At 46.8% G+C, this 22,802-nt stretch carries 20 protein-coding genes; 13 read left to right on the top strand and 7 right to left on the bottom strand.

All coding sequences use genetic code 11. The annotated features are described in order from the left end of the window. The 8 genes from R7O12_RS21530 to R7O12_RS21495 all read left to right on the top strand — a co-directional run. The coding region (locus R7O12_RS21530; protein ID WP_318126353.1) for a TonB family protein at positions 1 to 600 on the top strand (600 nt) is incomplete at its 5' end. Positions 601 to 609: 9 nt separating this feature from the next. Next, complete coding sequence (locus tag R7O12_RS21525; RefSeq protein WP_047103757.1) at positions 610 to 1,833, top strand: tetratricopeptide repeat protein; 1,224 nt, start codon at positions 610 to 612, stop codon at positions 1,831 to 1,833. 448 nt (positions 1,834 to 2,281) lie between these two features. Continuing rightward, the gene (gmk, locus tag R7O12_RS21520; RefSeq protein ID WP_005379347.1) at positions 2,282 to 2,905 is read left to right on the top strand and encodes a guanylate kinase; all 624 of its coding nucleotides are present in this window, start codon (positions 2,282 to 2,284) and stop codon (positions 2,903 to 2,905) included. Positions 2,906 to 3,086: 181 nt separating this feature from the next. After that, entirely contained in the window at positions 3,087 to 3,359 is a 273-nt protein-coding gene (gene rpoZ / locus R7O12_RS21515) for a DNA-directed RNA polymerase subunit omega (RefSeq protein ID WP_005379346.1), read from the top strand. Between the two features lie 39 nt (positions 3,360 to 3,398). Next, on the top strand, positions 3,399 to 5,519 hold the full coding sequence (spoT, locus tag R7O12_RS21510; RefSeq protein WP_005379340.1) for a bifunctional GTP diphosphokinase/guanosine-3',5'-bis pyrophosphate 3'-pyrophosphohydrolase: 2,121 nt from the start codon (positions 3,399 to 3,401) through the stop codon (positions 5,517 to 5,519). Between the two features lie 52 nt (positions 5,520 to 5,571). Beyond that, a complete protein-coding gene (gene trmH / locus R7O12_RS21505) occupies positions 5,572 to 6,255 on the top strand; it encodes a tRNA (guanosine(18)-2'-O)-methyltransferase TrmH (RefSeq protein ID WP_017820702.1) in 684 nt (227 codons plus the stop codon). A 253-nt stretch (positions 6,256 to 6,508) separates the two neighbouring features. Further along, positions 6,509 to 8,590 carry an ATP-dependent DNA helicase RecG gene (gene recG, locus R7O12_RS21500; RefSeq protein WP_318100919.1) on the top strand — a complete coding sequence of 694 codons (2,082 nt, stop codon included), beginning with the start codon at positions 6,509 to 6,511 and terminating at the stop codon, positions 8,588 to 8,590. Positions 8,591 to 8,822: 232 nt separating this feature from the next. Continuing rightward, the gene (locus tag R7O12_RS21495) at positions 8,823 to 10,211 is read left to right on the top strand and encodes a uracil-xanthine permease family protein (protein ID WP_005379335.1); all 1,389 of its coding nucleotides are present in this window, start codon (positions 8,823 to 8,825) and stop codon (positions 10,209 to 10,211) included. A 72-nt stretch (positions 10,212 to 10,283) separates the two neighbouring features. On the opposite strand, the gene envZ is transcribed toward R7O12_RS21495, so the two are convergent. The 5 genes from envZ to R7O12_RS21470 form a co-directional block, all read right to left on the bottom strand. Next, positions 10,284 to 11,576: a two-component system sensor histidine kinase EnvZ gene (gene envZ / locus R7O12_RS21490; protein WP_017820700.1), complete on the bottom strand. Its 1,293-nt coding sequence runs from the start codon at positions 11,574 to 11,576 to the stop codon at positions 10,284 to 10,286. Positions 11,577 to 11,678: 102 nt separating this feature from the next. Further along, entirely contained in the window at positions 11,679 to 12,398 is a 720-nt protein-coding gene (gene ompR, locus R7O12_RS21485; protein ID WP_005379333.1) for a two-component system response regulator OmpR, read from the bottom strand. 129 nt (positions 12,399 to 12,527) lie between these two features. Next, complete coding sequence (locus tag R7O12_RS21480) at positions 12,528 to 12,923, bottom strand: DUF1090 domain-containing protein (RefSeq protein WP_182038426.1); 396 nt, start codon at positions 12,921 to 12,923, stop codon at positions 12,528 to 12,530. Between the two features lie 105 nt (positions 12,924 to 13,028). Beyond that, positions 13,029 to 13,520 carry a transcription elongation factor GreB gene (gene greB, locus R7O12_RS21475; protein ID WP_005379321.1) on the bottom strand — a complete coding sequence of 164 codons (492 nt, stop codon included), beginning with the start codon at positions 13,518 to 13,520 and terminating at the stop codon, positions 13,029 to 13,031. 117 nt (positions 13,521 to 13,637) lie between these two features. Continuing rightward, the gene (locus R7O12_RS21470) at positions 13,638 to 15,518 is read right to left on the bottom strand and encodes a RimK/LysX family protein (RefSeq protein ID WP_318126351.1); all 1,881 of its coding nucleotides are present in this window, start codon (positions 15,516 to 15,518) and stop codon (positions 13,638 to 13,640) included. Between the two features lie 229 nt (positions 15,519 to 15,747). Here R7O12_RS21470 and R7O12_RS21465 point away from each other — a divergent pair, with 229 nt between their 5' ends. Beyond that, positions 15,748 to 18,069: a Tex family protein gene (locus tag R7O12_RS21465; RefSeq protein ID WP_258475944.1), complete on the top strand. Its 2,322-nt coding sequence runs from the start codon at positions 15,748 to 15,750 to the stop codon at positions 18,067 to 18,069. Between the two features lie 104 nt (positions 18,070 to 18,173). Here R7O12_RS21465 and R7O12_RS21460 read toward each other — a convergent pair whose 3' ends face one another. Both R7O12_RS21460 and bioH read right to left on the bottom strand, forming a co-directional pair. Continuing rightward, positions 18,174 to 18,638: a hypothetical protein gene (locus R7O12_RS21460; protein WP_005379316.1), complete on the bottom strand. Its 465-nt coding sequence runs from the start codon at positions 18,636 to 18,638 to the stop codon at positions 18,174 to 18,176. Between the two features lie 124 nt (positions 18,639 to 18,762). Continuing rightward, positions 18,763 to 19,530: a pimeloyl-ACP methyl ester esterase BioH gene (bioH, locus tag R7O12_RS21455; RefSeq protein WP_005384724.1), complete on the bottom strand. Its 768-nt coding sequence runs from the start codon at positions 19,528 to 19,530 to the stop codon at positions 18,763 to 18,765. An 84-nt stretch (positions 19,531 to 19,614) separates the two neighbouring features. Between bioH and R7O12_RS21450 the strand changes: the two genes are divergently transcribed. From R7O12_RS21450 to cysQ, 4 genes are all read left to right on the top strand, one after another. Beyond that, positions 19,615 to 20,340, top strand: a complete 726-nt coding sequence (locus R7O12_RS21450) for an amidophosphoribosyltransferase (protein WP_025768308.1) — start codon at positions 19,615 to 19,617, stop codon at positions 20,338 to 20,340. A 97-nt stretch (positions 20,341 to 20,437) separates the two neighbouring features. Beyond that, entirely contained in the window at positions 20,438 to 21,022 is a 585-nt protein-coding gene (gene nfuA / locus R7O12_RS21445) for a Fe-S biogenesis protein NfuA (protein ID WP_005379313.1), read from the top strand. Positions 21,023 to 21,198: 176 nt separating this feature from the next. Further along, complete coding sequence (nudE, locus tag R7O12_RS21440) at positions 21,199 to 21,768, top strand: ADP compounds hydrolase NudE (protein ID WP_005379309.1); 570 nt, start codon at positions 21,199 to 21,201, stop codon at positions 21,766 to 21,768. 44 nt (positions 21,769 to 21,812) lie between these two features. Next, positions 21,813 to 22,640 carry a 3'(2'),5'-bisphosphate nucleotidase CysQ gene (gene cysQ / locus R7O12_RS21435; RefSeq protein ID WP_005379308.1) on the top strand — a complete coding sequence of 276 codons (828 nt, stop codon included), beginning with the start codon at positions 21,813 to 21,815 and terminating at the stop codon, positions 22,638 to 22,640. Positions 22,641 to 22,802 lie beyond the last annotated feature (162 nt).

Below are 22,802 nucleotides of genomic sequence, written 5' to 3'. Positions count from 1 at the left end.
ATTGTCTCCCTCGGGTTGTTCTGGGGGATGGACAAGCTAGTAAACAAAGAGCGCCACGAGTTAGTGTCGAATGATGACCTGCGTATGGTCGAGTTTATTCGCATTAAACCAGACGAAAAAATACAGGAGAAAAAACGCGAACTTCCAAAGCCACCACCGCCTAAGCGTCCGCCGCCGCCGCCAGAAATGAAAGTGACAGCGACAGTAAAACCGGTGATGGAGCAGACCCCAATGGATATGCCAAAGCTTGACCTACCCGTAAATGTTACAGGTGGTTCGGTGCTTGGACATTATAGCCAGGGTGGAGGTGCGCAACTCGCGGGTAGCGGAGGTCCAACACCTCTAGCGACATTCCAACCTCAAATGCCTAGGAAGGCTGCGAAAGCAGGAATAGAAAAAGGGGTCGTCTTATTAGAGTTTACTGTCAACGCACGTGGTGCCGTAGAGGACATCAAAGTTCTTAAAGAGCAACCACGACGCTTAGGCCTCGGTCGAGCGGCAAGAAAAACAGTCTCTAAATGGACATTTAAACCAAAATTGGTTGACGGGAAACCTGTTAGCTCGCGCCTATCGCAAGAAATAGAGTTCTCAACCAATTAAGGAGTCACGATGAAAAGTTTATGGAAAAGCAAAGTGGCTTCTTTAATTCTCTTCGCAGGAGTGGCAATGGCCGCTCCTACGATGGCAAAAGAAGCTCCTCAGTTATCAGATCGGACATTTCGAACCGTTAACAAAGTGCAAGAGTTGATCGCAACTGAAAAATATTCAGCAGCGAAAGAAAAACTAGCAAGCGCTTTAGAAAGCACAAGTTCGAAAAAATACGACCGAGCAGTTTTACTTCAGCAGACTGGCTTTTTGTATTCGCTACAAGACAATTATGTGCAAGCAGCAAAATACTTTGCCGAAGCATTACAGCTCGACGCACTTCCCGTTCCTGTTGCTCAACAAGTTCGCTACAGCTTGGCTCAGCTTTACCTAGCTGAAGAAAAGTATACGTTGTCTGTAAAAACGATGAAGGAATGGTTCAAGGTTGCAGAAACAACCAAAGAGAAGCCTCAAGCTCATGCTTATATCACGTTAGCGAGCGCCTATGTTCAGTTGGAAGATTACAGAAATGCAATCCCACCAACCAAAAAAGCCATCGCGATGAGCAAGAGCCCAAGTGAGTCTTGGTACTTAATTCTCGTTGCATCTCACTACGAGTTAGGCCAGCTGAAAAGCGTTGCCAGTGTACTCAAAACTCTGACTTCAAAGTACCCTCAGAAAAAGCGTTACTGGATGCAACTTTCTGGTGTCTACATGGAGCTAGGTCAAGAGCGCAACTCTCTAGCCACCCTAGAAATGGTTTACAAAATGGGGAAACTAGAAGGAGAGAAGGAATATTTACGCTTTGTAAACTTCTTGGCTTATCAAGGTATTCCATATAAAGCAGCCAAAACTCTTGAAAAGGAAATGGCAGCTGGAAACATTGAAAAGACGAAGGAAAACTATGACCGCCTAGCCAGCTTCTGGCAGCAAGCTAAAGAGCTAGATAAATCAATTCTCGCTTATAAAAAGTCATATAACCTCGCTCCTTCTGCTAAAACGCAAATTCAGATTGCTCGCTTAATGATACAAGACAAGCAGTATTCTGAAGCAACTCGTTTTGTAGAAAGCGCGGCATCCAGTGCCTCTAAAGAGCAAAAGGCAGAACTTGAATACATTCGCGGGATGGCCTATTTCGAGCTTAAGCAGCCACAAAAGGCCTTGCAGGCGATGAAAGGCGCTGCTCAATCGCCAAAATTCAGGTCAACCGTTAGCCCTTGGATAAATTTCCTAGAGTCTCAAGGATAATTCGAAGATTAAGTGTGAGTCAGTCGCACGCCTGGGGAAGTGAAAGCTTCCCCTTTTTTCCGTTTTATCTTTATTAACCCCTATTTTTAACCAGAGTCACTCACGCAAGCCAAATCGGGACTCTAAACCTAAAATCAGCACACTAAACGGTTGTAGAAATGGTTTTAATAACAGAGTGCGCGGATGGTAAGTCCTGTATCACGCTCCTTCTTCGCTGTTTAGGAACACTCTGGCGTAAGTAACTATTTCATCTGAGACGATCACAGACAGAAAGATCAACTGGTAACAAAATAGAGATCATGATACTCTTCGCCTCCATTTTTCTGGCGGGATTATCACCAATATCCACCCCTTTGGTGGTTGATTTCTCAATGCCAGTGCTATCGTTATAAGAATGTCGAACTTTCCTTCGGCACTCAATCAATCCAATCAAAAGTGGAACAGTACAATGGGCAAAGGTACTCTCTATATCGTATCTGCACCTAGCGGCGCAGGTAAATCTAGCTTGATCTCAGCGATGTTGGAACGCAACCCAACCTACGCAATGAAAGTGTCTGTGTCTCACACCACGCGCAACATGCGACCTGGTGAAGAAAATGGTGTCCACTACCATTTTGTAGCGAAAGATGAGTTTGAAGCCCTGATCGCTAAAGGTGACTTCCTAGAATACGCAGAAGTGTTTGGTAATTATTACGGCACATCTCGTGTATGGATTGAAGAAACACTAAATAAAGGTATCGACGTTTTTCTAGATATCGACTGGCAAGGCGCACGCCAAATCCGTGAACAAATGCCAGAAGCCAAAAGCATCTTCATCCTGCCACCATCAAACGGTGAGTTAGAGCGTCGCTTGAACACTCGTGGTCAAGATAGCGATGAAGTGATCGCAAAGCGTATGGCTGAAGCCAAGTCGGAAATCTCTCATTACAACGAGTACGACTACGTGATCGTAAACGACGATTTTGATACCGCTTTGATGGATTTTAAAGCTATCTTGCGTGCTGAAAGATTGAAGGAAGAAAAGCAAGCTGCTAAATATAAAGGTATGCTTGACGCGTTGTTAGCAGAGTAACTTCAAAAAAGTCACGCTGTAAAACATAAAGAATTTCCCGTTTTTTGCCCAGTGCGAAAAACACAATAAACTACCTGAGAAAGTCCACAAACGGTGGCTTGTCTAATTGCTAGTAAATAAAGTAGTTAGGTTGTATACTTTCTCGTCATTCTAAAATTTTAGTTAACTATTTGGAGTCCTCATGGCACGCGTAACTGTTCAAGACGCTGTTGAAAAAGTTGGCAACCGTTTCGACCTAGTACTGATTGCGGCTCGCCGCGCTCGTCAAATGCAAACTGGCGGTAAAGATGCACTAGTGCCAGAAGAGAACGATAAGCCAACGGTTATCGCTCTACGCGAAATCGAAGAAGGTTTAATTACTAAAGAAGTTCTAGACGCTCGTGAACGTCAAGAACAGCAAGAGCAAGAAGCGGCAGAGCTAGCGGCAGTAAGCAGCATCGCTCACAACCGTTAATTCTGACTTTAGAATTCAACAACCTCCCGGGCCTATAATTTGTATCTATTCGATAGCCTCAAAGACGTTGCCCAAGAATACCTAACAGAGCCTCAGATTGAGGCTCTGCGTCAATCTTATGTGGTAGCGAGAGATGCCCATGAAGGGCAAACCCGCTCTAGCGGTGAACCATACATCATCCACCCTGTCGCTGTGGCTCGAATCTTGGCCGAAATGCGCCTTGATATCGAAACCCTCCAAGCTGCTTTGCTGCATGACGTCATTGAAGACTGTGATGTAACTAAAGAAGATCTCGAAGAGAAATTCGGCAACACTGTCGCAGAATTGGTTGATGGTGTATCTAAACTGGACAAACTCAAATTCCGCGATAGGAAAGAGGCTCAGGCTGAGAACTTTCGTAAGATGGTTCTGGCCATGGTGCAAGATATCCGCGTCATTCTGATCAAACTGGCTGACCGCACGCACAACATGCGTACGCTTGGCGCGCTTCGACCAGATAAAAAGCGTCGTATTGCTCGTGAAACGTTAGAAATTTACGCGCCCCTCGCTCATCGTCTTGGTATTCACAATATCAAAACCGAACTCGAAGAGTTGGGCTTTGAGGCGCTATATCCCAACCGCTACCGCGTACTGAAAGAAGTGGTTAAAGCCGCACGTGGTAATCGTAAAGAGATGATCCAACGCATTCACAGCGAAATAGAAGGCCGTCTGCAAGATTTCGGCTTGAATGCTCGCGTCGTTGGTCGTGAGAAAAACCTGTTCTCTATCTATAACAAGATGAAAACCAAAGAACAGCGCTTTCACACCATCATGGATATCTATGCGTTCCGAGTCGTTGTTGATACCGCTGATACTTGTTATCGCGTTTTAGGCCAAGTACACAGTTTGTATAAGCCACGTCCTGGTCGCATGAAAGATTACATCGCGGTACCAAAGGCGAACGGCTATCAATCGCTACACACTTCCATGGTTGGCCCACACGGCGTACCTGTTGAAGTTCAGATCCGTACTGAAGATATGGATCAAATGGCGGACAAAGGTGTCGCAGCACACTGGTCTTATAAAGACAAAGGCGACAAGTCTGGCACCACTGCGCAAGTGAAAGCTCAGCGTTGGATGCAAAGCCTGTTAGAGCTACAACAAAGCGCGGGTAACTCATTCGAATTCATTGAAAACGTAAAATCCGATCTTTTCCCAGATGAGATTTACGTCTTCACACCAAAAGGTCGTATCGTTGAATTACCTTTAGGCGCAACGGCTGTCGACTTTGCCTATGCCGTACATACCGATGTAGGCAACTCTTGTGTTGGTGCTCGTGTTGATCGTAACCCTTACCCATTGAGTAAGGCATTGAAAAACGGTCAGACGGTGGAAATTATCAGTGCCCCTGGTGCGCGTCCGAATGCGGCATGGCTAAACTATGTCGTGACTTCTCGTGCCCGCACTAAGATTCGACAAGTACTGAAAACGATGCGTCGTGAAGAGTCGATTACTTTAGGTCGTCGCCTACTTAATCACGCACTTGGCCGTCACTCGATTGATTCAATTTATCCAGAAAATATCCAAGAAGTCTTGAATGATCTTCGCCTAGAAAGCATTGATGATTTATTGGCTGCTATTGGATTGGGTGAGTTGATGAGCATTGTGATCGCACGTCGGCTCCTTGGTGACACCGAAGAGCTCACGACAACAAGCTCAATCCCAACGGACTCGAAGAAGAAGCTTCCGATTCGTGGCGCAGAAGGCTTATTGCTGACGTTTGCAAATTGTTGTCATCCTATCCCAGATGATCACATTATTGCTCACGTATCGCCTGGTCGTGGTTTGGTTGTTCACCGAGAAACATGTCCGAACGTTCGTGGTTATCAGAAAGAGCCAGACCGTTATATGGCTGTCGCTTGGTCTGAAGACTACGATAAAGAGTTCATTGCTGAACTTAAAGTCGACATGCTTAACAACCAAGGTGCTCTTGCAGAACTGACCAACGTGATCTCGAAAACAGGATCAAACATTCATGGCCTTTCAACGGAAGAACGTGATGGTCGTTTATACACTGTGACTGTGCTGTTGACGACGAAAGATCGTGTCCACCTTGCTGGTATCATGCGTAAGATTAAGGCAATGCCTCAAGCAACCCGAGTCAGACGCAGAAAGAACTAACCTCTATCGCCACCTACTCTGTTAGGTGGCGATTTTTTATACCTCAATAAATATGAACCTAGAACGTTACAACCGTATTCACCAAGTCCTAAAAACTCGCCAAACTGATCTGACACTTTGTCTCGAAGAAGTACATAAGCCAAACAACGTCTCTGCCGTGATCCGCACCGCTGACGCGACAGGCTTACACAAAGTTCACGCAATTTGGCCTGACAAAATGCGTACGCTGAGCCATACCTCAGCTGGCGCGCGTAACTGGGTTGAAGTGGATACTCACGATTCGATTGAAACTGCGATTACCGAACTCAAAGCGCAAGGTATGCAGGTTTTGGTGACCAATCTTTCGGACACCGCCGTCGATTTTCGCGAGATCGACTACACCAAACCAACGGCAATCATTTTAGGCAGCGAAAAGGTTGGCGCTTCAGAGCAAGCCAAACAGCTTGCTGATCAAGACATTATTATCCCGATGGTGGGCATGGTGCAGTCACTAAACGTATCGGTTGCCAGTGCCGTAATTTTGTATGAAGCGCAACGTCAACGTGAAGCCGCAGGCATGTACGACCGAGAAGAAAGCGCTCTGCCTAAAGAGACAATCAACCGTATTCTCTTTGAACGTGGTCACCCAGTGCTGGCAAAGGTCGCGAAACGAAAAGGGCTCGTTTACCCACCACTCGATGAAGAAGGTCAAATCATCGCCGATGACGCGTGGTGGCAAGAGATGCAAAGCAAGTAACAGACTTTCGTCATCCTGAACGGCGGCGAAGGAGCGTGGTTCAGGATCTAATTCTCAAATATACAGATGCTGATAGTGTTAACTTCAGCGACATACTTGTTGGAAATAGAATCCTGATGTCGCTAAAGCTCCTCGGAATGATAGGTTATCAGTCAAATCATGACACTAACTAAAGCATGACTATTTTTTCCTGTACAAAAACACAGCTCCATGGTTAACATACTGCTATGTTAACCATTTTCTTGAGCCCTCTATGTCCGCCCAAATGTTATCTGCCGTCCCATTAACCTCCCTTTCTGGAGTTGGCGCGAAAGTCGCAGAAAAACTCGCCAAAGTTGGCTTACATAGCGTTCAAGATTTGCTGTTTCACCTTCCGTTACGCTACGAAGATCGTACTCGTATTTACCCTATTGCCAAACTGCATGCTGGCCTTTGGGCGGCAGTGCAAGGTAAGGTCATGGCAGTCGACACCATCTTCGGTAAGCGCAAAATGCTAACGGTAAAAATCAGCGACGGTAATGGCACTATCACGCTGCGCTTTTTCAACTTTACCGCAGCCATGAAGAACAATTTCACGCAAGGTAAGTTAGTACATGCTTACGGTGAAATTAAGCGCGGTGGCATGGGTTTGGAAATTGTTCATCCTGACTACAAGTTTTACGTCAGCGAGCAAAAGCCCGATGTAGAACAGAGCTTAACCCCTGTTTATCCCACCACCGATGGTTTACGCCAAATCACATTACGCAACCTTACCGAACAAGCTTTAGCCCTGCTTGATAAAACCGCAGTGCAGGAATTACTTCCAGCGGGGTTGTATGACCATCAAATCACGATGTCGCAAGCGCTGCACACCATTCATCGCCCACCACCAACCATTAATTTAGATGAGTTTGACGAAGGCAAACATCCTGCCCAAATCCGCTTGATCATGGAAGAATTGCTCGCACAAAACTTATCGATGCTAGCGGTGCGTAGCAAAGGTCAGAAGGATTCAGCGCTACCTCTCGGTCCTTGTAATAAACTAAAAACGCAGCTTTTAGCCCAACTGCCTTTCTCTCCTACAAACGCTCAAACCCGAGTAGTACAAGAGATTGAAGCCGATCTAGAAAAACCGCACCCAATGATGCGATTAGTGCAAGGCGATGTTGGTTCGGGGAAAACGTTGGTTGCCGCTTTGGCCGCTGTTAGAGCCATTGAGCATGGCCATCAGGTGGCACTCATGGCGCCAACCGAACTATTGGCCGAGCAACACGCTATCAACTTCGCAAACTGGTTTGAAACCATGGGCATTCAAGTCGGTTGGTTAGCGGGCAAACTCAAAGGTAAGGCAAAGGAAGCCGAGCTGGCTCGTATTGCCAGTGGTGAAGCGCAAATGGTAGTGGGTACTCACGCGCTATTCCAAGAGCACGTTGAATTTCATCACCTTGCTTTGGTCATCATTGATGAACAGCACCGCTTCGGTGTCCACCAACGTTTAGAGCTGCGTGAGAAAGGTGCAAAACAAGGCGCTTATCCACATCAGCTCATCATGACAGCAACGCCTATTCCTCGCACCTTAGCCATGACCGCTTACGCCGATCTGGAAACTTCCGTGATTGACGAACTACCACCGGGTCGAACGCCGATTCAAACCGTTGCTATTCCTGATACAAAACGTGACGACATCGTCGAGCGTGTCCGAAATGCCTGCTTAAACGAAGGCAAGCAGGCATATTGGGTGTGTACCCTGATTGATGAGTCGGAAGTATTAGAAGCGCAAGCCGCGGCAGATACCGCAGAAGAGCTTCAACGTAAGCTACCGGACGTAAAAATTGGTCTAGTACACGGACGAATGAAGCCGGCAGAGAAACAAGCGGTGATGCAAGATTTCAAAGACAATACACTGCATTTGCTGGTCGCAACGACAGTGATTGAAGTTGGTGTGGATGTGCCAAACTCTAGCTTGATGATCATAGAAAACCCTGAACGTCTTGGTTTGGCACAATTACACCAGTTAAGAGGTCGCGTGGGCCGAGGTTCCGTTGCTAGCCATTGTGTGCTGCTGTACCACTCTCCGCTGTCAAAAACCGCGCAAAAACGTCTCGGAGTACTACGTGAAAGTAACGATGGCTTCGTCATTGCGCAGAAAGACCTAGAAATTCGTGGCCCTGGTGAACTATTGGGTACAAAGCAGACAGGTCTTGCTGATTTCAAAATCGCAGACTTAGTTCGAGATCATCGCCTGATTCCCGAAGTTCAGCGCATTTCGCGTCATATTCATGACAATTACCCGTCTAACGCAACAGCGATTATCGATCGCTGGTTGGGTGAGCGGGATATTTACTCCAAAGCGTAATGATTGAAAGCGAGCCAAATGGCTCGTTTTTTAATGCGCCAAAAACAAAGCAAACGTTTGCTTTTTGAGTGAATCTCTCTATAATCGCGCACAAATTTTTAAGTGTGTTAGATCACACTCCACCAACCTGAGTTGACTCTGATTAACAGCAATCACAGGTAACGACGTCAACTCCACCCTGCTCTCCCATTCAGCGAGAACTAGGGAAATATTGCGACTAGCGAGACAAACAATGACAACTTCAAACCGATCTTCGGAACTGGTCTATCAACTCAACGATCGACCACCTTTGCCTCAAACCATTTTTGCCGCACTTCAGCACTTATTGGCGATGTTCGTTGCGGTGATTACACCTTCATTAATCATTTGCCAATCTTTGGGCGTTCCGGCCGATCAAACCAACACCATTATCAGCATGTCTTTATTTGCGTCAGGCGTGTCTTCGTTTATTCAAATTCGCACCGTTGGCCCAATTGGCTCTGGTTTGCTCTCTGTTCAAGGCACCAGCTTTAACTTTTTAGGTCCTATTATTGGAGCAGGCCTATCGCTGAAAGCCGGTGGAGCAGACATCAGCACCATGATGGCTGCCATTTTTGGTACGATTTTAGTCGCATCATTTGCAGAAATTTTCCTATCTCGCGTGTTGGAGCATGCCCGCCGAATCATCACTCCGCTTGTTTCAGGCATCGTCGTCACTCTTATCGGTCTCACACTGATTCAAGTCGGCTTAGTATCAATGGGCGGTGGCTACGCAGCATTAAATGAAGGAACCTTCGGCAGCTTAGACAAACTTGCTCTGGCTGGGACGGTACTTGGATTAATTGTGATTTTAAACCGCTCGAAAAACCCATACATCCGTGTGGCTTCAATCGTGATTGCGATGCTAGTGGGTTACATCATGGCGTATTTTATGGGGATGGTAGATACTTCTCAGCTAGGCGCAACCGAGATCGTAGCACTGCCCGTACCAATGCAATATGGCTTATCGTTTGACTGGTCTCTGTTCATTCCGCTGGTACTGATTTTCTTTATTACCGCACTAGAAGCCATCGGTGATATTACCGCAACATCTGAAGTGTCTGGTGAGCCAGTAAAAGGCCCAGTGTACATGAAACGCATTAAGGGCGGTGTGTTAGCAGACGGCTTAAACTCTGCAATCGCAGCCGTTTTCAACAGCTTCCCGAACTCAACGTTTAGCCAGAATAACGGCATCATCATGCTAACAGGAGTCGCGAGCCGCTACGTGGGTTACTTTATTTCTGGCATGTTAGTGATTCTTGGCTTGTTTCCTGGCGTCGCTAGCTTTGTTCAGCTGATTCCTGAGCCAGTACTTGGCGGCGCAACAATTGTCATGTTTGGTACGATTGCTGCCGCTGGTGTACGTATTATCTCTCGTGTTGAGCTCGATCGCCGCGCAATTCTGATCATGGCCTTATCCTTCTCAATGGGACTTGGTATCGCGCAAAAACCAGAGATCCTGCAATTTATGCCAGAATTTATTAAGAGTATTTTCTCAACTGGTGTTGCAGCAGGTGGTATCACTGCGATCATTTTAAATCTACTTCTGCCAGAGAAACTGGAAGACGAAGATGAACTTCCTCAGGAAGTGAAAGAGTCTTAAGATTATTGAGAATAAGAAAAGCCCAACCTATTTAGGTTGGGCTTTTTGTTTTAAAGGGTGCGGGCCATCGACTTACTTGGTAGGAAAGCTGATTTGAGCGATTAAACCGCCTTCACTGCGATTACGCATCACCACAGAACCTGAATGCTGGCTGATTATACGCTTCACAATCGCCAACCCTAGCCCAGTGCCTTCACTACCGCGAGCGGTGTCACCACGCGTAAAGGGTTCAAATAACCTCGCGATTTGAGAATGCTCGATACCCGGTCCGTTGTCCTCTACTGAAATCCACACTAGCTGCTTATCTGCTGTCACACCAGTGCTGATTTTGACCCAGCCATTGCCATAACGTAGCGCATTCACAACTAAGTTACTGATCGCCCGCTTAATCGCAATCGCGCTTCCTTTGGCTGGCGGCAAGTTAAGATTAAGATCTGTTTCAATTTCAACCTCATAACCACCTTCAGAACTGGCGACGTCACTGGCAATCGTACTGATATCAACCGCTTCAAACGATTCTTGGTTCACCGGTTTGAGGTAATCCATAAACTGACTGATGATCTCATTACATTCTTCCGTATCGCTAATGATCCCCTCCGCAAGATAGCTGTCCTCAGGAGACATCATTTCTGTCGCTAGGCGAATACGCGTCAGAGGTGTTCGTAAGTCATGGCTAATCCCCGCCATTAATAAGGCTCGGTCCTCTTCTAGCTCTTGAATACCTTTCGACATTTGATTAAAGGCTCGAGTTACAGAGCGAATCTCCGATGCGCCTTTCTCTGCTAAGGGGGGCGGGATCTCACCTCGACCGACGTCTTTCGCGGCTCTCTCCAAAGCCAAAAGTGGACGGTTTTGCAAACGAATAAACAACCAACCACCTGCAATGATCAGCAGCGCCATAATCAAGCTGTTACGAAACAGCGGGGCAAAATCTTCTTCTTGCAGCTCAGATAACGGAATACGAATGATGGAGTTCGGCAACTTTTCGATGTGCATCCACAAAATGTAACTTTCATCGCCAAGCAATAAGCGCACTTCTGTGGGCGAACCCAGCTCTTGGCTCATTTCTTCAGACATCAAATCAATCGACATTGCGTGATGAAATTCAATCGCCTTATCGCTATCGAGACTATGCACCGTCACCCCTAGTCTTTCTAATAATTGACGCCTTAACGGTGCATCAGACTTTAAAGGTCCTTCATCATCAAGCACCAAATTGAGCTCATGGGCGAGAATTTTATTGAACTGCTGCAAACTCGGCATCAACGCGTAGTTAAAAACGGCGTAGTAAGAGAAAACTTGGCTCGCGAGAAGCAAAGAGATGAACAGCAGAATAGATTGTGTCAGTGAACTTCGGATGCGCATGGAACGTTCCTAGTGGTCCTAATCGCGAAATTTCAGCCTTCAAAGGGAAGGTAATGAAGGCTGAAGTTGCTATAGCCAAGTGCTGGCTATGGAGTGAAGAGATTACACCTCTTTGCCGTCTGGGACGAAAACATAACCTAGGCCCCACACGGTTTGAATGTAGCGCGGCTTGCTCGGATCGTCTTCTAACATGCGACGTAAGCGTGAGATTTGTACGTCAATAGAGCGTTCCATTGCAGAATATTCACGGCCACGCGCCATGTTCATCAATTTATCTCGTGACATTGGCTCACGTGCATTCATCACGAGCGCCTTTAGAACAGCAAACTCTCCAGAGGTGAGTGGCATTGCCTCGTCACCGCGGAACATCTCGCGAGTGCCTAGATTGAGTCGGAACTCCCCGAACTCCACCACTTTTTCTTCCGTGCTTGGTGCACCCGGCAACTCTACGGTTTGGCGGCGTAATACGGCCTTGATGCGAGCCAATAATTCGCGTGGGTTAAACGGTTTTGGCAAATAATCATCCGCCCCTACCTCAAGACCTACGATGCGGTCCACTTCATCACCTTTCGCGGTGAGCATTAAGATTGGCAACATATTGTTCGCGTGGCGTAGACGACGACAAATCGACAAACCGTCTTCACCTGGCAACATTAGGTCCAGCACCATTAAGTGAAAGTTTTCGCGCGTTAGTAGGCGATCCATCTGTTCGCCATTGGCGACACTTCGTACCTGAAAACCTTGCTCAGAAAGGTAACGCTCCAATAGAGCACGTAAACGAGCATCGTCATCAACCACTAAAATTTTATGATTTTCTTGCATTGAAACATCCTTTCAGAAGCGTCTATTGTCGAAAATGTATCACTGTTTTTCCTAACGTGCTCAAGCAAATTGTTACTCTTTTTATCTTAAGCGCTTTATTCTCTCTCTAGCAGGTATTTTCAGCACCTACTATTGACCATAATTCCATTCCAGTTCACGTTTGGCCTCAAGCAGCTCTTGCTGTGCCTCAGCAAGCTTGTGACGTTTTTTCTCAATTTTGTCTGCTTTCCCCGAATGCTGAGCTTCGACTAATTCTTCCTCTCGCTCCTCAACTTCTTTAGTCTTTTCTTCCACGTCTGCTTGCAGCTCTTGGCGCAGCTCACCTTCCGAGCATTCATTCTGGATAGCGGAAAGTGCTTGCTCCAAGCCTTTAATGCGATGCTCATTACCTTGCGCTTTTGCATACTCAAGCTGCTGCTCTACCGCTAACTCTTTAGCGTCACAGCCTTTCACTTCATCTTGAGCAAAAACTGAAAGTGAGAATCCTATTGTTAGTGCAGCACTACACATGACTGCTTTGTTCATTTTACTTCTCCGAGAAAGGCACTATGCCTTTATACCAAATATTCTGACGTTGAGACCCAAGTCACTTCTAGTGAACTTCATGAGACTTGAATCGGTGATAAAGCCTCAGTCTTCCGAGGCCGGTTGAGTGTATTCAATTGAGTTGATGAACCACTCTTTTTCACCTTCTGGGGTGCGTACCGTGAACTCTTCGTCCACTTGTTTTTTTAACATCGCTCGCGCCATAGGTGAATCGATAGAGATGTAGTCTTTCGCATCGCCATAAATCTCTTCAGGCCCGACAATACGAAACTTTTTCACTTCTCCTGCCTCATTTTCTATTTCCACCCATGCACCAAAAAAGACTTTGCCTTCTTGTTGCGGAGAATAGTCAACGATCGTGACTTCTGGCAGGAATTTACGAAGGAAGCGGACACGGCGGTCGATCTGACGGAGTAAACGTTTATTGAAGGTGTAATCCGCATTTTCTGAGCGATCGCCCAGGCTCGCCGCCCAAGTGACGATCTTGGTGATTTCCGGGCGCTTTTCATTCCAAAGGTAATCATGCTCTTGTTTGAGTTTGTTGTAACCTTCTCGTGTAATCAGCTTAGTTTTCAAATTAACTCCTATCTCAACTAAAAAATGCTGCTCTTTGGCAGCATTAAGGAGATGATATACCCAAAGATCCAATGTTGTTCAGGCTTTGGGTATCAAGGTGATAAGGCGGCCAGAGTGTTACTTTTCGTAATCCGGTTTTTGCGTCACGATGTAATTCGTATCACTCGAAACAACCGCGCCATGTTTTAGGAGGTTTTTACCTAAAATCATGCTGTAATGGAAGCGACCTCGGTCCTGTAAGTTGACTCGGATCTTCTTCTCTAATTCGCCAAGCTTAACATGCATTTCAACCACAGGGCGTACGTTCGCTTTCTCGCCTTTCTTAGCTTTAATACGCATGACATCAACAACAGGCTTGGTAAACGCCTGTTTCATGCCAAGATCGTTCTCATAGGTAAAGCTCACCATGTCTTTGCCGTCTTTCTTAAACTGCTTGATGTTCTTAGCATTGATTGAGCTTACATCTGCACCCGTGTCTAACTTCACAGGGAAAGACATCCCCTCAACTTCAGCCACTTCGATATGGCCAGCTTTGAAAAGTGGCCTTGCATCTAGTAGATGGTCTGCGCGAGTGTTCAGCAACACACCACCCTTGGCTATGTCATGACCAAAGACGAAAAAGGGTTGAGTGTCACCCTCATCAAGCACATCGAGCGCAAACTTCATTGATGTGTCTTTTCTACCGAGAAGAAAGTCTCCTTCGACAACAGGGCGAACCGCGCTGCCAACCTTGAGCTTTTTCAACACTGGTTTGGTGATTTTTTCTTCTTTCCCCTCATCGTTCATTAAATAAAACGTGACGGATTCATCCTTACCTTTTTCTGTTACTTCAAACCCATTTACACGCAGTAATGGCGTTTTCACAGTAAAAGTGGGGTAAGCAGGGACGGTATAACCATCAATGGTGACCTGTTCTTCTGGTGAAACGACAAGAGGTTTTGATTTGAGTGCGCTTTTGAACGTTTTTTCTACGCCACCCAGTAGATTTTCTCTGTCCGTATCAATAACAAAGTGCTGACTCGCGACGTCCCGACCTAAGCGAATTTGCGAACTGAACTTACTGCGATCACGCAGATACACCAACCAACGTTGAGTTTCATTTTCGCCGACTTTTACGGGTAAATAGACTAAAGGGCGCTCGCTTTTGGTCGTTTTCAGCATTCGTACCAAGGGTAATGTCATTGGATGACGCTTGCCATTCTCGCCCTCTAACATAAAAGAGACTTCGTTATGCTTTTTGTCTACCTTGATGTCCAGTGCATGGACGTTGGTATAACGGCTAGAAGTTGAAATGCTGATCTTATATGGCACACCTTCGACTTCAACCGTCTCTTTTTTGCCAATCATTTTTGCGCGTGGCTGTTCTTGAAGGTAATCGTAACCAGCGAAGACCCATGCGTTATCATCGAGATAGGTTTTACCAATCAAGATAGGAGAAGAGAATTGCGTACGCTTGGTCAGGTTCACTTCCGTATCAACGGTGTGACCAGCGATTGTCATCGGCATTTTTATTGTCGGGCGTAGGATGGGCCTTTTGCTTGTTCGACTGCGAATCGCGCTCACTCTTTCCAGATCATCGGTAATCTGTATTTCCTTCCCTGTATAAGGGTGAGGAACCGTAAAGCTAACCTTTACTTGATATGGCTTAAAGCTGTCGGCGTCCCACTTTGCCTTCGTACCACCTAAGTCATCGACAATCGCCCAAAGTAACTCGTTATCTTTCAAATCTTGGTAATCTGGGTGTGAGCTACTGACATGGATATTCTCCGCATGCATCGATGTCGTATCTGCACCAGTATCAATCTTGCCAATAAATGGCACCGCTTTTAGTTCCGGAATGTCACTGTAGTAGACGCTCTCCACACGCCCTAGTACCAATTTGTTATCGAGCTGATAAACGGGAGCTTGTGTGGTTCCTGAGATAGACTGCGCCCAACTAAGCGGGGCGGCAAGTAAGGCACTCGTAAGCGCTAACGCCAAAGACATTTTTTTCATCATGATTATCCGTATAAGCCGAGGTACATTTAGTGATATCAACAACCGTGGAATTAGGTTAGTCGATAACTGCGGATATAAGTTCTCAATTTAATTACAGTTTTGACATAAATATGACTGATGTCCACCAGCGCCCGGTAAATTTTTGCCTCGTTAATTTAAAACATTGCAAATTCTTCGAACGACCCCAATGTTCTATACAACCAAAACTGAATTAAAAGAGAAAACACGGATGAGCCAAGCTATCTGTCGCATGATTGCTCAAGAACTGAATGTTCGCCCAGAGCAAGTCAACGCCGCTGTCACCCTAATTGATGATGGCAACACTGTCCCTTTTATTGCACGTTACCGCAAAGAGGTGACGGGGGGCCTTGATGATACCCAGCTTCGTACTTTGGACAGCCGTCTGTCTTACCTTCGTGAAATGGATGATCGCCGCCAAACCATCCTCAAATCAATCCAAGAGCAAGGCAAACTGACGCCAGAGCTAGAACAAGAGATCGCGCAGGCAGACAGCAAAACTCGTCTTGAAGACTTATACCTACCTTACAAACCCAAGCGTCGTACGAAAGGTCAGATCGCGATTGAGGCTGGTCTTGAGCCGCTCGCAGATCAGCTTTGGAATCATCCACAAACCGAGCCAGAAAGCGAAGCAAGCAAATACCTTGATGCAGACAAAGGCATCGCAGACACCAAAGCTGCATTGGATGGCGCTCGCGCGATCATCATGGAGCGCATCGCAGAAGACGCAAACTTACTGGAAAAAATTCGCAACCACTTAAATCGCAATGCGGAACTGGTCTCACGAGTCGTTGAAGGCAAAGAGCAAGAAGGCGAGAAGTTTAAAGATTACTTCAACCACAACGAGCCCCTAAGCAAAGTGCCATCGCACCGCGCACTGGCGATGCTACGCGGCCGTAACGAAGGCTTCCTGACATTGGCGATGAACGCTGATCCAGAACAGGAAGAAGGCGCTCGTCAGTCTTACTGCGAAACGATTATCGCCGACCATTATGGCGTGACGCTAAGCAGCGCACCGGCGGATACCTGGCGTAAGCAAGTGATCAGCTGGGCATGGCGCATCAAAGTATCGATGCACATGGAAACCGAGCTAATGGGCTCAATGAAAGAGCGCGCTGAAATCGAAGCGATTGAAGTATTCGCCACTAACCTAAAAGACTTGTTGATGGCAGCACCGGCTGGCCCTCGTGCAACACTTGGTCTAGATCCGGGTCTGCGTACAGGTTCAAAAATCGCGGTTGTCGACTCAACAGGTAAAGTGCTTGCAACCGAAACCATCTACCCTCACCCACCACAAAAACAATACGACAAGTCAGCACAAATCGTTGAGCAGTTGGTGCGTAAGTACAACGTGGATTTGATTGCGATTGGTAACGGTACGGCTTCACGTGAAACCGACAGCTTTGTCGCAGACGTCATCAAATGTGGCAACCTGAAAGTTCAGAAGATCATCGTAAGTGAAGCGGGGGCTTCGGTTTACTCAGCGTCTGAGCTTGCAGCAAAAGAGTTCCCGAATATGGACGTATCACTGCGTGGTGCAGTGTCGATTGCACGTCGTTTGCAAGATCCATTGGCTGAACTCGTGAAAATTGATCCGAAATCTATTGGTGTGGGTCAATACCAGCACGATGTAAGCCAATCTATGTTGGCAAAACGCCTAGATGCGATTGTGGAAGACTGTGTAAACGCGGTTGGTGTTGATGTGAACACTGCTTCTGCGGCGCTACTGACGCGCGTAGCAGGCTTATCAAGCACCATCGCGCAGAACATTGTCGACTTCCGCGATGAGAACGGCCGCTTCGAAGCACGTACAACCTTGAAGAAAGTACCTCGTTTAGGTCCTAAGGCGTTCGAGCAGTGTGCGGGCTTCCTGCGTATTATGGATGGTAAGAACCCACTTGATGCGTCTGCGGTTCACCCAGAAGCGTACCCAGTGGTCAAAGCGATTTCTGAGAAGAACAACAAAGATATCAAAGCACTGATTGGTGATTCAAGCTTCCTTAAAGGTCTGCATGCGGTCGATTACACCGACGATAACTTCGGCGTTCCAACCATTACAGACATCATCAAAGAGTTAGACAAGCCGGGTCGTGACCCACGTCCAGAATTCAAAACGGCAACCTTTGCAGAAGGTGTAAACTCGGTATCTGACTTGGAACCGGGCATGATTCTAGAAGGCGTGGTGTCTAACGTAGCCAACTTCGGTGCCTTCGTTGATATCGGCGTTCACCAAGATGGTCTTGTGCATATTTCTGCACTGACAGATCGTTATGTGTCTGACCCACGTGAAGTGGTGAAAGCAGGCGACATCGTCAAAGTGAAAGTGATGGAAGTGGACGTGCAGCGTAAGCGCATTGGTCTATCGATGCGTATGAACGACGAACCGGGTCAAGACAACCGCAGCCAACGCTCATCAGCAGCGCCACGTCGTAATGACCAACCGCAGCGTCGTCAGCCTCGCCGTGATGATTCGTCATCGAACAGCGCGATGGGCGGTGCGTTTGCTGCAGCGTTTGCTAAAGCGAAAAAGTAACCTTACCTAGGCTTCACCGATAACGAGCTTTCATAACTAAAAAGAAAACGCTCCAATCAGTCAACCTGCTTGGAGCGTTTTTGTTTGAGTAGGATATTGAGTCGTCATAATACTGCTATCACTTCTGACGGGGTATGGGGAGCGACTGCATGACCATAATGAAACTTGATCACCTTCCTGCGCTTTTCCATTAATCCTTCATTGATCGCAGCATCCAAAATGCGCTTTGGTAAGCGAAAGCGGATCGCGTAGCCTTTCCCCTGGTCTTCACTATACGATTTGAGCGCAAGCAAACTAAAAAGCCGTTCTAGTGTATCTTCCGGCTCTTCTTGATAACGCGTGTCGACTTCCGTTTCCATATCATAATCAGGATGCTCTGAAGGATCCCAAGAAGACTGACGTCGGCGCTTGTCATCACCTTTTACTTTTCGCTCTGCATTGGTTTTGGCCAATGCGACCGTTGGCGTTACAGGCTCTCGGACTTTATTGTCGCGAGCTGCTTGTTCCGTCTGCACATTCACGGATGGGGCGATCAGTGGCACACTTACGTTGGTCGGTGACACAATCATTGCGAACCCTCCTCAGAGTCGCCCAACTCGTCAATATGGCTTAGCTTTATTGGCTAATAAAACCTCACCAGCCTTTATATCGACCACTTTTTAAACAACTTGAGGTATTTCCGCTCGTACTTGCTCAATCGTGAGCAAACTCTCGGATTTGAACACAAAATTCGTCATGTTCGGTGATAAAAGGCGCATGAGAGGACTGATTAAAAACAAACTGCTGGGTATGAGGCAACTGTTCACTTAAATCGTTAGCTACTTTAATTGGCACCAACCCATCTAAACGGCCATAAAGACGCAACATTGGAACAGAAAGAGACGTCAACGCATCGCGCAGATCCACATCAGCAAGGATGTTTAGCCCAACCAACAGCGATTCAGGGTTTGGCTGAGGGCGCGATAGTACCGCTTGCTTGAGCTGTTTAACGTCTTTACGCGCTGATGGGCTGCCCATCGCTTGCAACGCCATAAAGCGCTCAATGGTCAGTGAGAAATCTTCTAGCAACTGAGAGGTGAACGCACTCAGTACATTCGGTTGAATGCCACGCCACGGTTTTTCTGCGGCAAATTTAGGTGAGCTGGCAACCGTAATCAACTTAGCCACGCGCTCGGGCATATTTAATGCCACATGCGTCGCCACTAAACCTCCGAGGGACCAACCAAGCCAAATCGCTTTCTCTGGCGCACCTTGCACCACCAAGTTAGCAATATGGTCTAAATCTTCAGCATGAGATTCGGCGCTATGTCCGTACCCCGGAAGGTCAACCACATGAACTCGGAAATAAGGTTGAAGAGACTCGACTGTCTGCTGCCATACCGCACCATTCATGCCCCAACCATGAAGTAACACCAAATCTGGTCCCTGACCAAATGACTGCCAGTGTAATTTCGTGCTCATGCTCTCAATCTCTCCCACTTATTTTATTCCCTACGGCTTCAGCCAAACGTTAGGCTGAGTAAAATATCACCATGAATAAACGCTATGTTATCTCATCACTGGCAAAACATCATGCATCGCGTATTGAGCAGTCAATGCGGCCTGTGTCGGTTCCCTATTCAAACACCAAGCCACACAAATACTCTGCGCTGGTGCGAGCACTGTTTAAAATACCTAACTCCGGTAAAACGATGTCAACGCTGCGGTTTATCATTACAGAAAGAAGAAATGAGTACGGATAGTATGTGTGGTGAATGTCTTTCAAAGCCACCGCCATGGCAAAGGCTGTACACGTTAGGCGATTACGACTTTCCCCTTTCACGGGAAGTACAACGCTTTAAAGATCACGGAGAGTCTTGGCATGTAAAAGCATTAACCGAGCAACTGGCACAGCGCATCACCACGCCAGCTCCAATCATTACCAGTGTGCCATTGCACTGGCAGCGTTACCTGCGCCGGGGTTTTAATCAAAGTGATGTTTTAGCCCGACACCTCGCCAAGCAATTGCAGACTAATTTTGATGCGAAGGTCTTTCGTCGAGTAAAGCTCGCCCAATCACAGCGTGGTAATACCAAAACAAGCCGTGAACAAAACTTAAAAGGCGCGTTTATTCTCAATAAGCAACCTCACTCTTCCCATGTTGCCATCGTCGATGATGTAGTCACCACAGGCAGTACCGTCCGACAATTATGTCATTTACTACTTGAAGTTGGCGTAGAAAGCATCGATATTTACTGCATCTGCAGAACACCTGCTCCTCGTTCTCTCTAGATCGCTTCGCCATGCCTTAGCATCAAAAAGACTAGACCCATACGTCAACAAGAGTAGAATAGCAGCAGTAACCTACAAATTTACTCGGGTATTCGTCGTGTCAAATATTACTATTACAGAAACTGCGCAAACGCATTTCGCTAACCTTTTAGGCCAACAACCTGAAGGCACTAACATTCGTATTTTCGTTGTGAACCCAGGTACACAAAACGCTGAGTGTGGCGTGTCTTACTGCCCACCAGAAGCAGTAGAATCGACCGACACTGAACTCTCTTACAGCGGTTTTTCAGCTTACGTAGATGAGCTGAGCCTGCCATTCCTTGAAGACGCTGAAATCGATTTTGTTACCGATAAAATGGGCTCTCAGCTAACGCTAAAAGCACCTAACGCTAAAATGCGTAAAGTTGCGGACGACGCACCACTGGTTGAGCGCGTTGAGTACGTTATCCAAACTCAAGTGAACCCACAGCTTGCTGGCCACGGTGGTCACGTAAACTTGGTTGAGATCACTGAAGACGGTGTTGCGATTGTTGCATTTGGTGGCGGTTGTAATGGCTGTTCTATGGTTGACGTAACACTAAAAGAAGGCATCGAGAAAGAGCTGCTAAACCAGTTCATTGGTGAACTAACCGCAGTTCGTGATGCTACAGAACATGACCGTGGTGATCACTCTTACTACTAAGAGTAAACACTGTCAGAAAATGGGAGGCTTCGGTCTCCCATTTTTGTATCGATACTGAGGTGATGCTGAGATGCTTAGCTCGACTCGTAAAATCCGCTAGAAACTCAGGCGGAGTTCTCATATATTAAGAATCTTACGCATCTCGTAAACGCCAACGACACCAAGGAGCCAGCGTCATGCCGAAACGAACCCCACCAGAGATACTCTCATGCCAGACGGTTGCAAAATCCAAACTGTTTGCTGTGGAAGCGCTCGACCTTCGTTTTTCCAATGGTGAGCATCGTACTTATGAGCGTATGAAGCCAAGTGGACGAGATGCTGTAATGGTAGTCCCTGTAACAGAACAAGGCGATTTATTACTGGTGCGTGAATACGCCGCTGGAACTGAACGTTACGAGCTAGGTTTCCCAAAAGGGCTGATTGACCCAGGAGAAACACCACACCAAGCTGCGGATCGTGAGTTAAAAGAAGAAATCGGCTTTGGCTGTAATCAGTTAACCCCGTTGAAACAAGTTATCCTCGCGCCATCTTACTTTTCGAGCAAAATGACTCTATTTTTAGGACAGGCGCTTTATCCAGAGAAGCAAGAAGGCGATGAGCCTGAACCACTGGAAATTGTGCGTTGGCCACTTGCGCAAGCCGAAGAGTTATTAACTCACATGGATTTCTGTGAAGCACGAAGCATCACAGCGCTAATGTTGGCACTGAAACACTTACCAAACACCACTCACAAGCATAACCAATAACGGTCATTAGAACCGAATAACACTGTGAGTAAGGACTATCACTTATGCCAATGACAAAAGATCTATCTCACCTACTTCCTCAAGTCATCGAGATTGCCCGCAGTGCTGGGCAAATGATCCTCGAAATATATGAAAAGAAGCAATACGAGGCCTACACCAAAAGTGACGAAACTCCCGTAACAAGTGCGGATATTGCAGCTCACAAGTTCATCACTGAACGCTTGAGTGATCTGACGCCTGACATTCCCGTGTTGTCAGAAGAAGACGCAGACATAAGCTTAGAGCAACGCGCTCAGTGGGAACGTTATTGGTTAGTCGACCCTCTTGATGGTACTCAAGAATTCATCGCTCGCAGTGGTGACTTTGCCACTATTATTGCGTTGGTCGACAACAATCGACCAACCATGGGCGTCGTTTACGGCCCTGTATCTGGCGTGACTTACTACGCTTATAATGGCAAAGGCGCCTGGAAAATTCCCGACATGTCGGACAGCGTCAAAATCCATACACACAAACACGAACAGCCAGAGCAAAGCATCGCAATTGCTATTAGTCGTCGCCAAGACATCAATCGTATTACTAACCGTATGAGCAGCGCCTGGAATTACGACTTAATACCGCTCGGTTCTGCAGCATTGAAAGCATGCCTCGTCGCGGAAGGGGCGGTAGATTGCTATCTCCGACTAGGTCCAACAGGTGAGTGGGACACCGCTGCGACACAATGCATTGTTGAAGAAGCTGGCGGACGTATTCTCAGCACGCAATTAGAACCGCTGTCATATAACGAGCGGGAAACACTAGAAAACCCGAACTTTATTGTTCTTGGTGATGCGGATTTACCTTGGAATGAGATTTTACAACGCAAAGATTAAGCGCCCTATCGGTAAAATTTAGAGCACAAAATTCTAGCAATAGAAAGGCCACGAATATCTTCGTGGCCTTTTCTTTTTGACCTTCTGTACAGCACTTGGAGTATTTGGCCTACTATGTTCCAATTGCCTGTAAATCTGAACGAAAGAAAGCAAATCAATTAA

The sequence above is a fragment of the Vibrio sp. Vb1574 genome (genome assembly GCF_033338675.1).
Note: the sequence above shows the minus strand (reverse complement) of the source record. Positions and strands in the feature narration are given on the sequence as shown.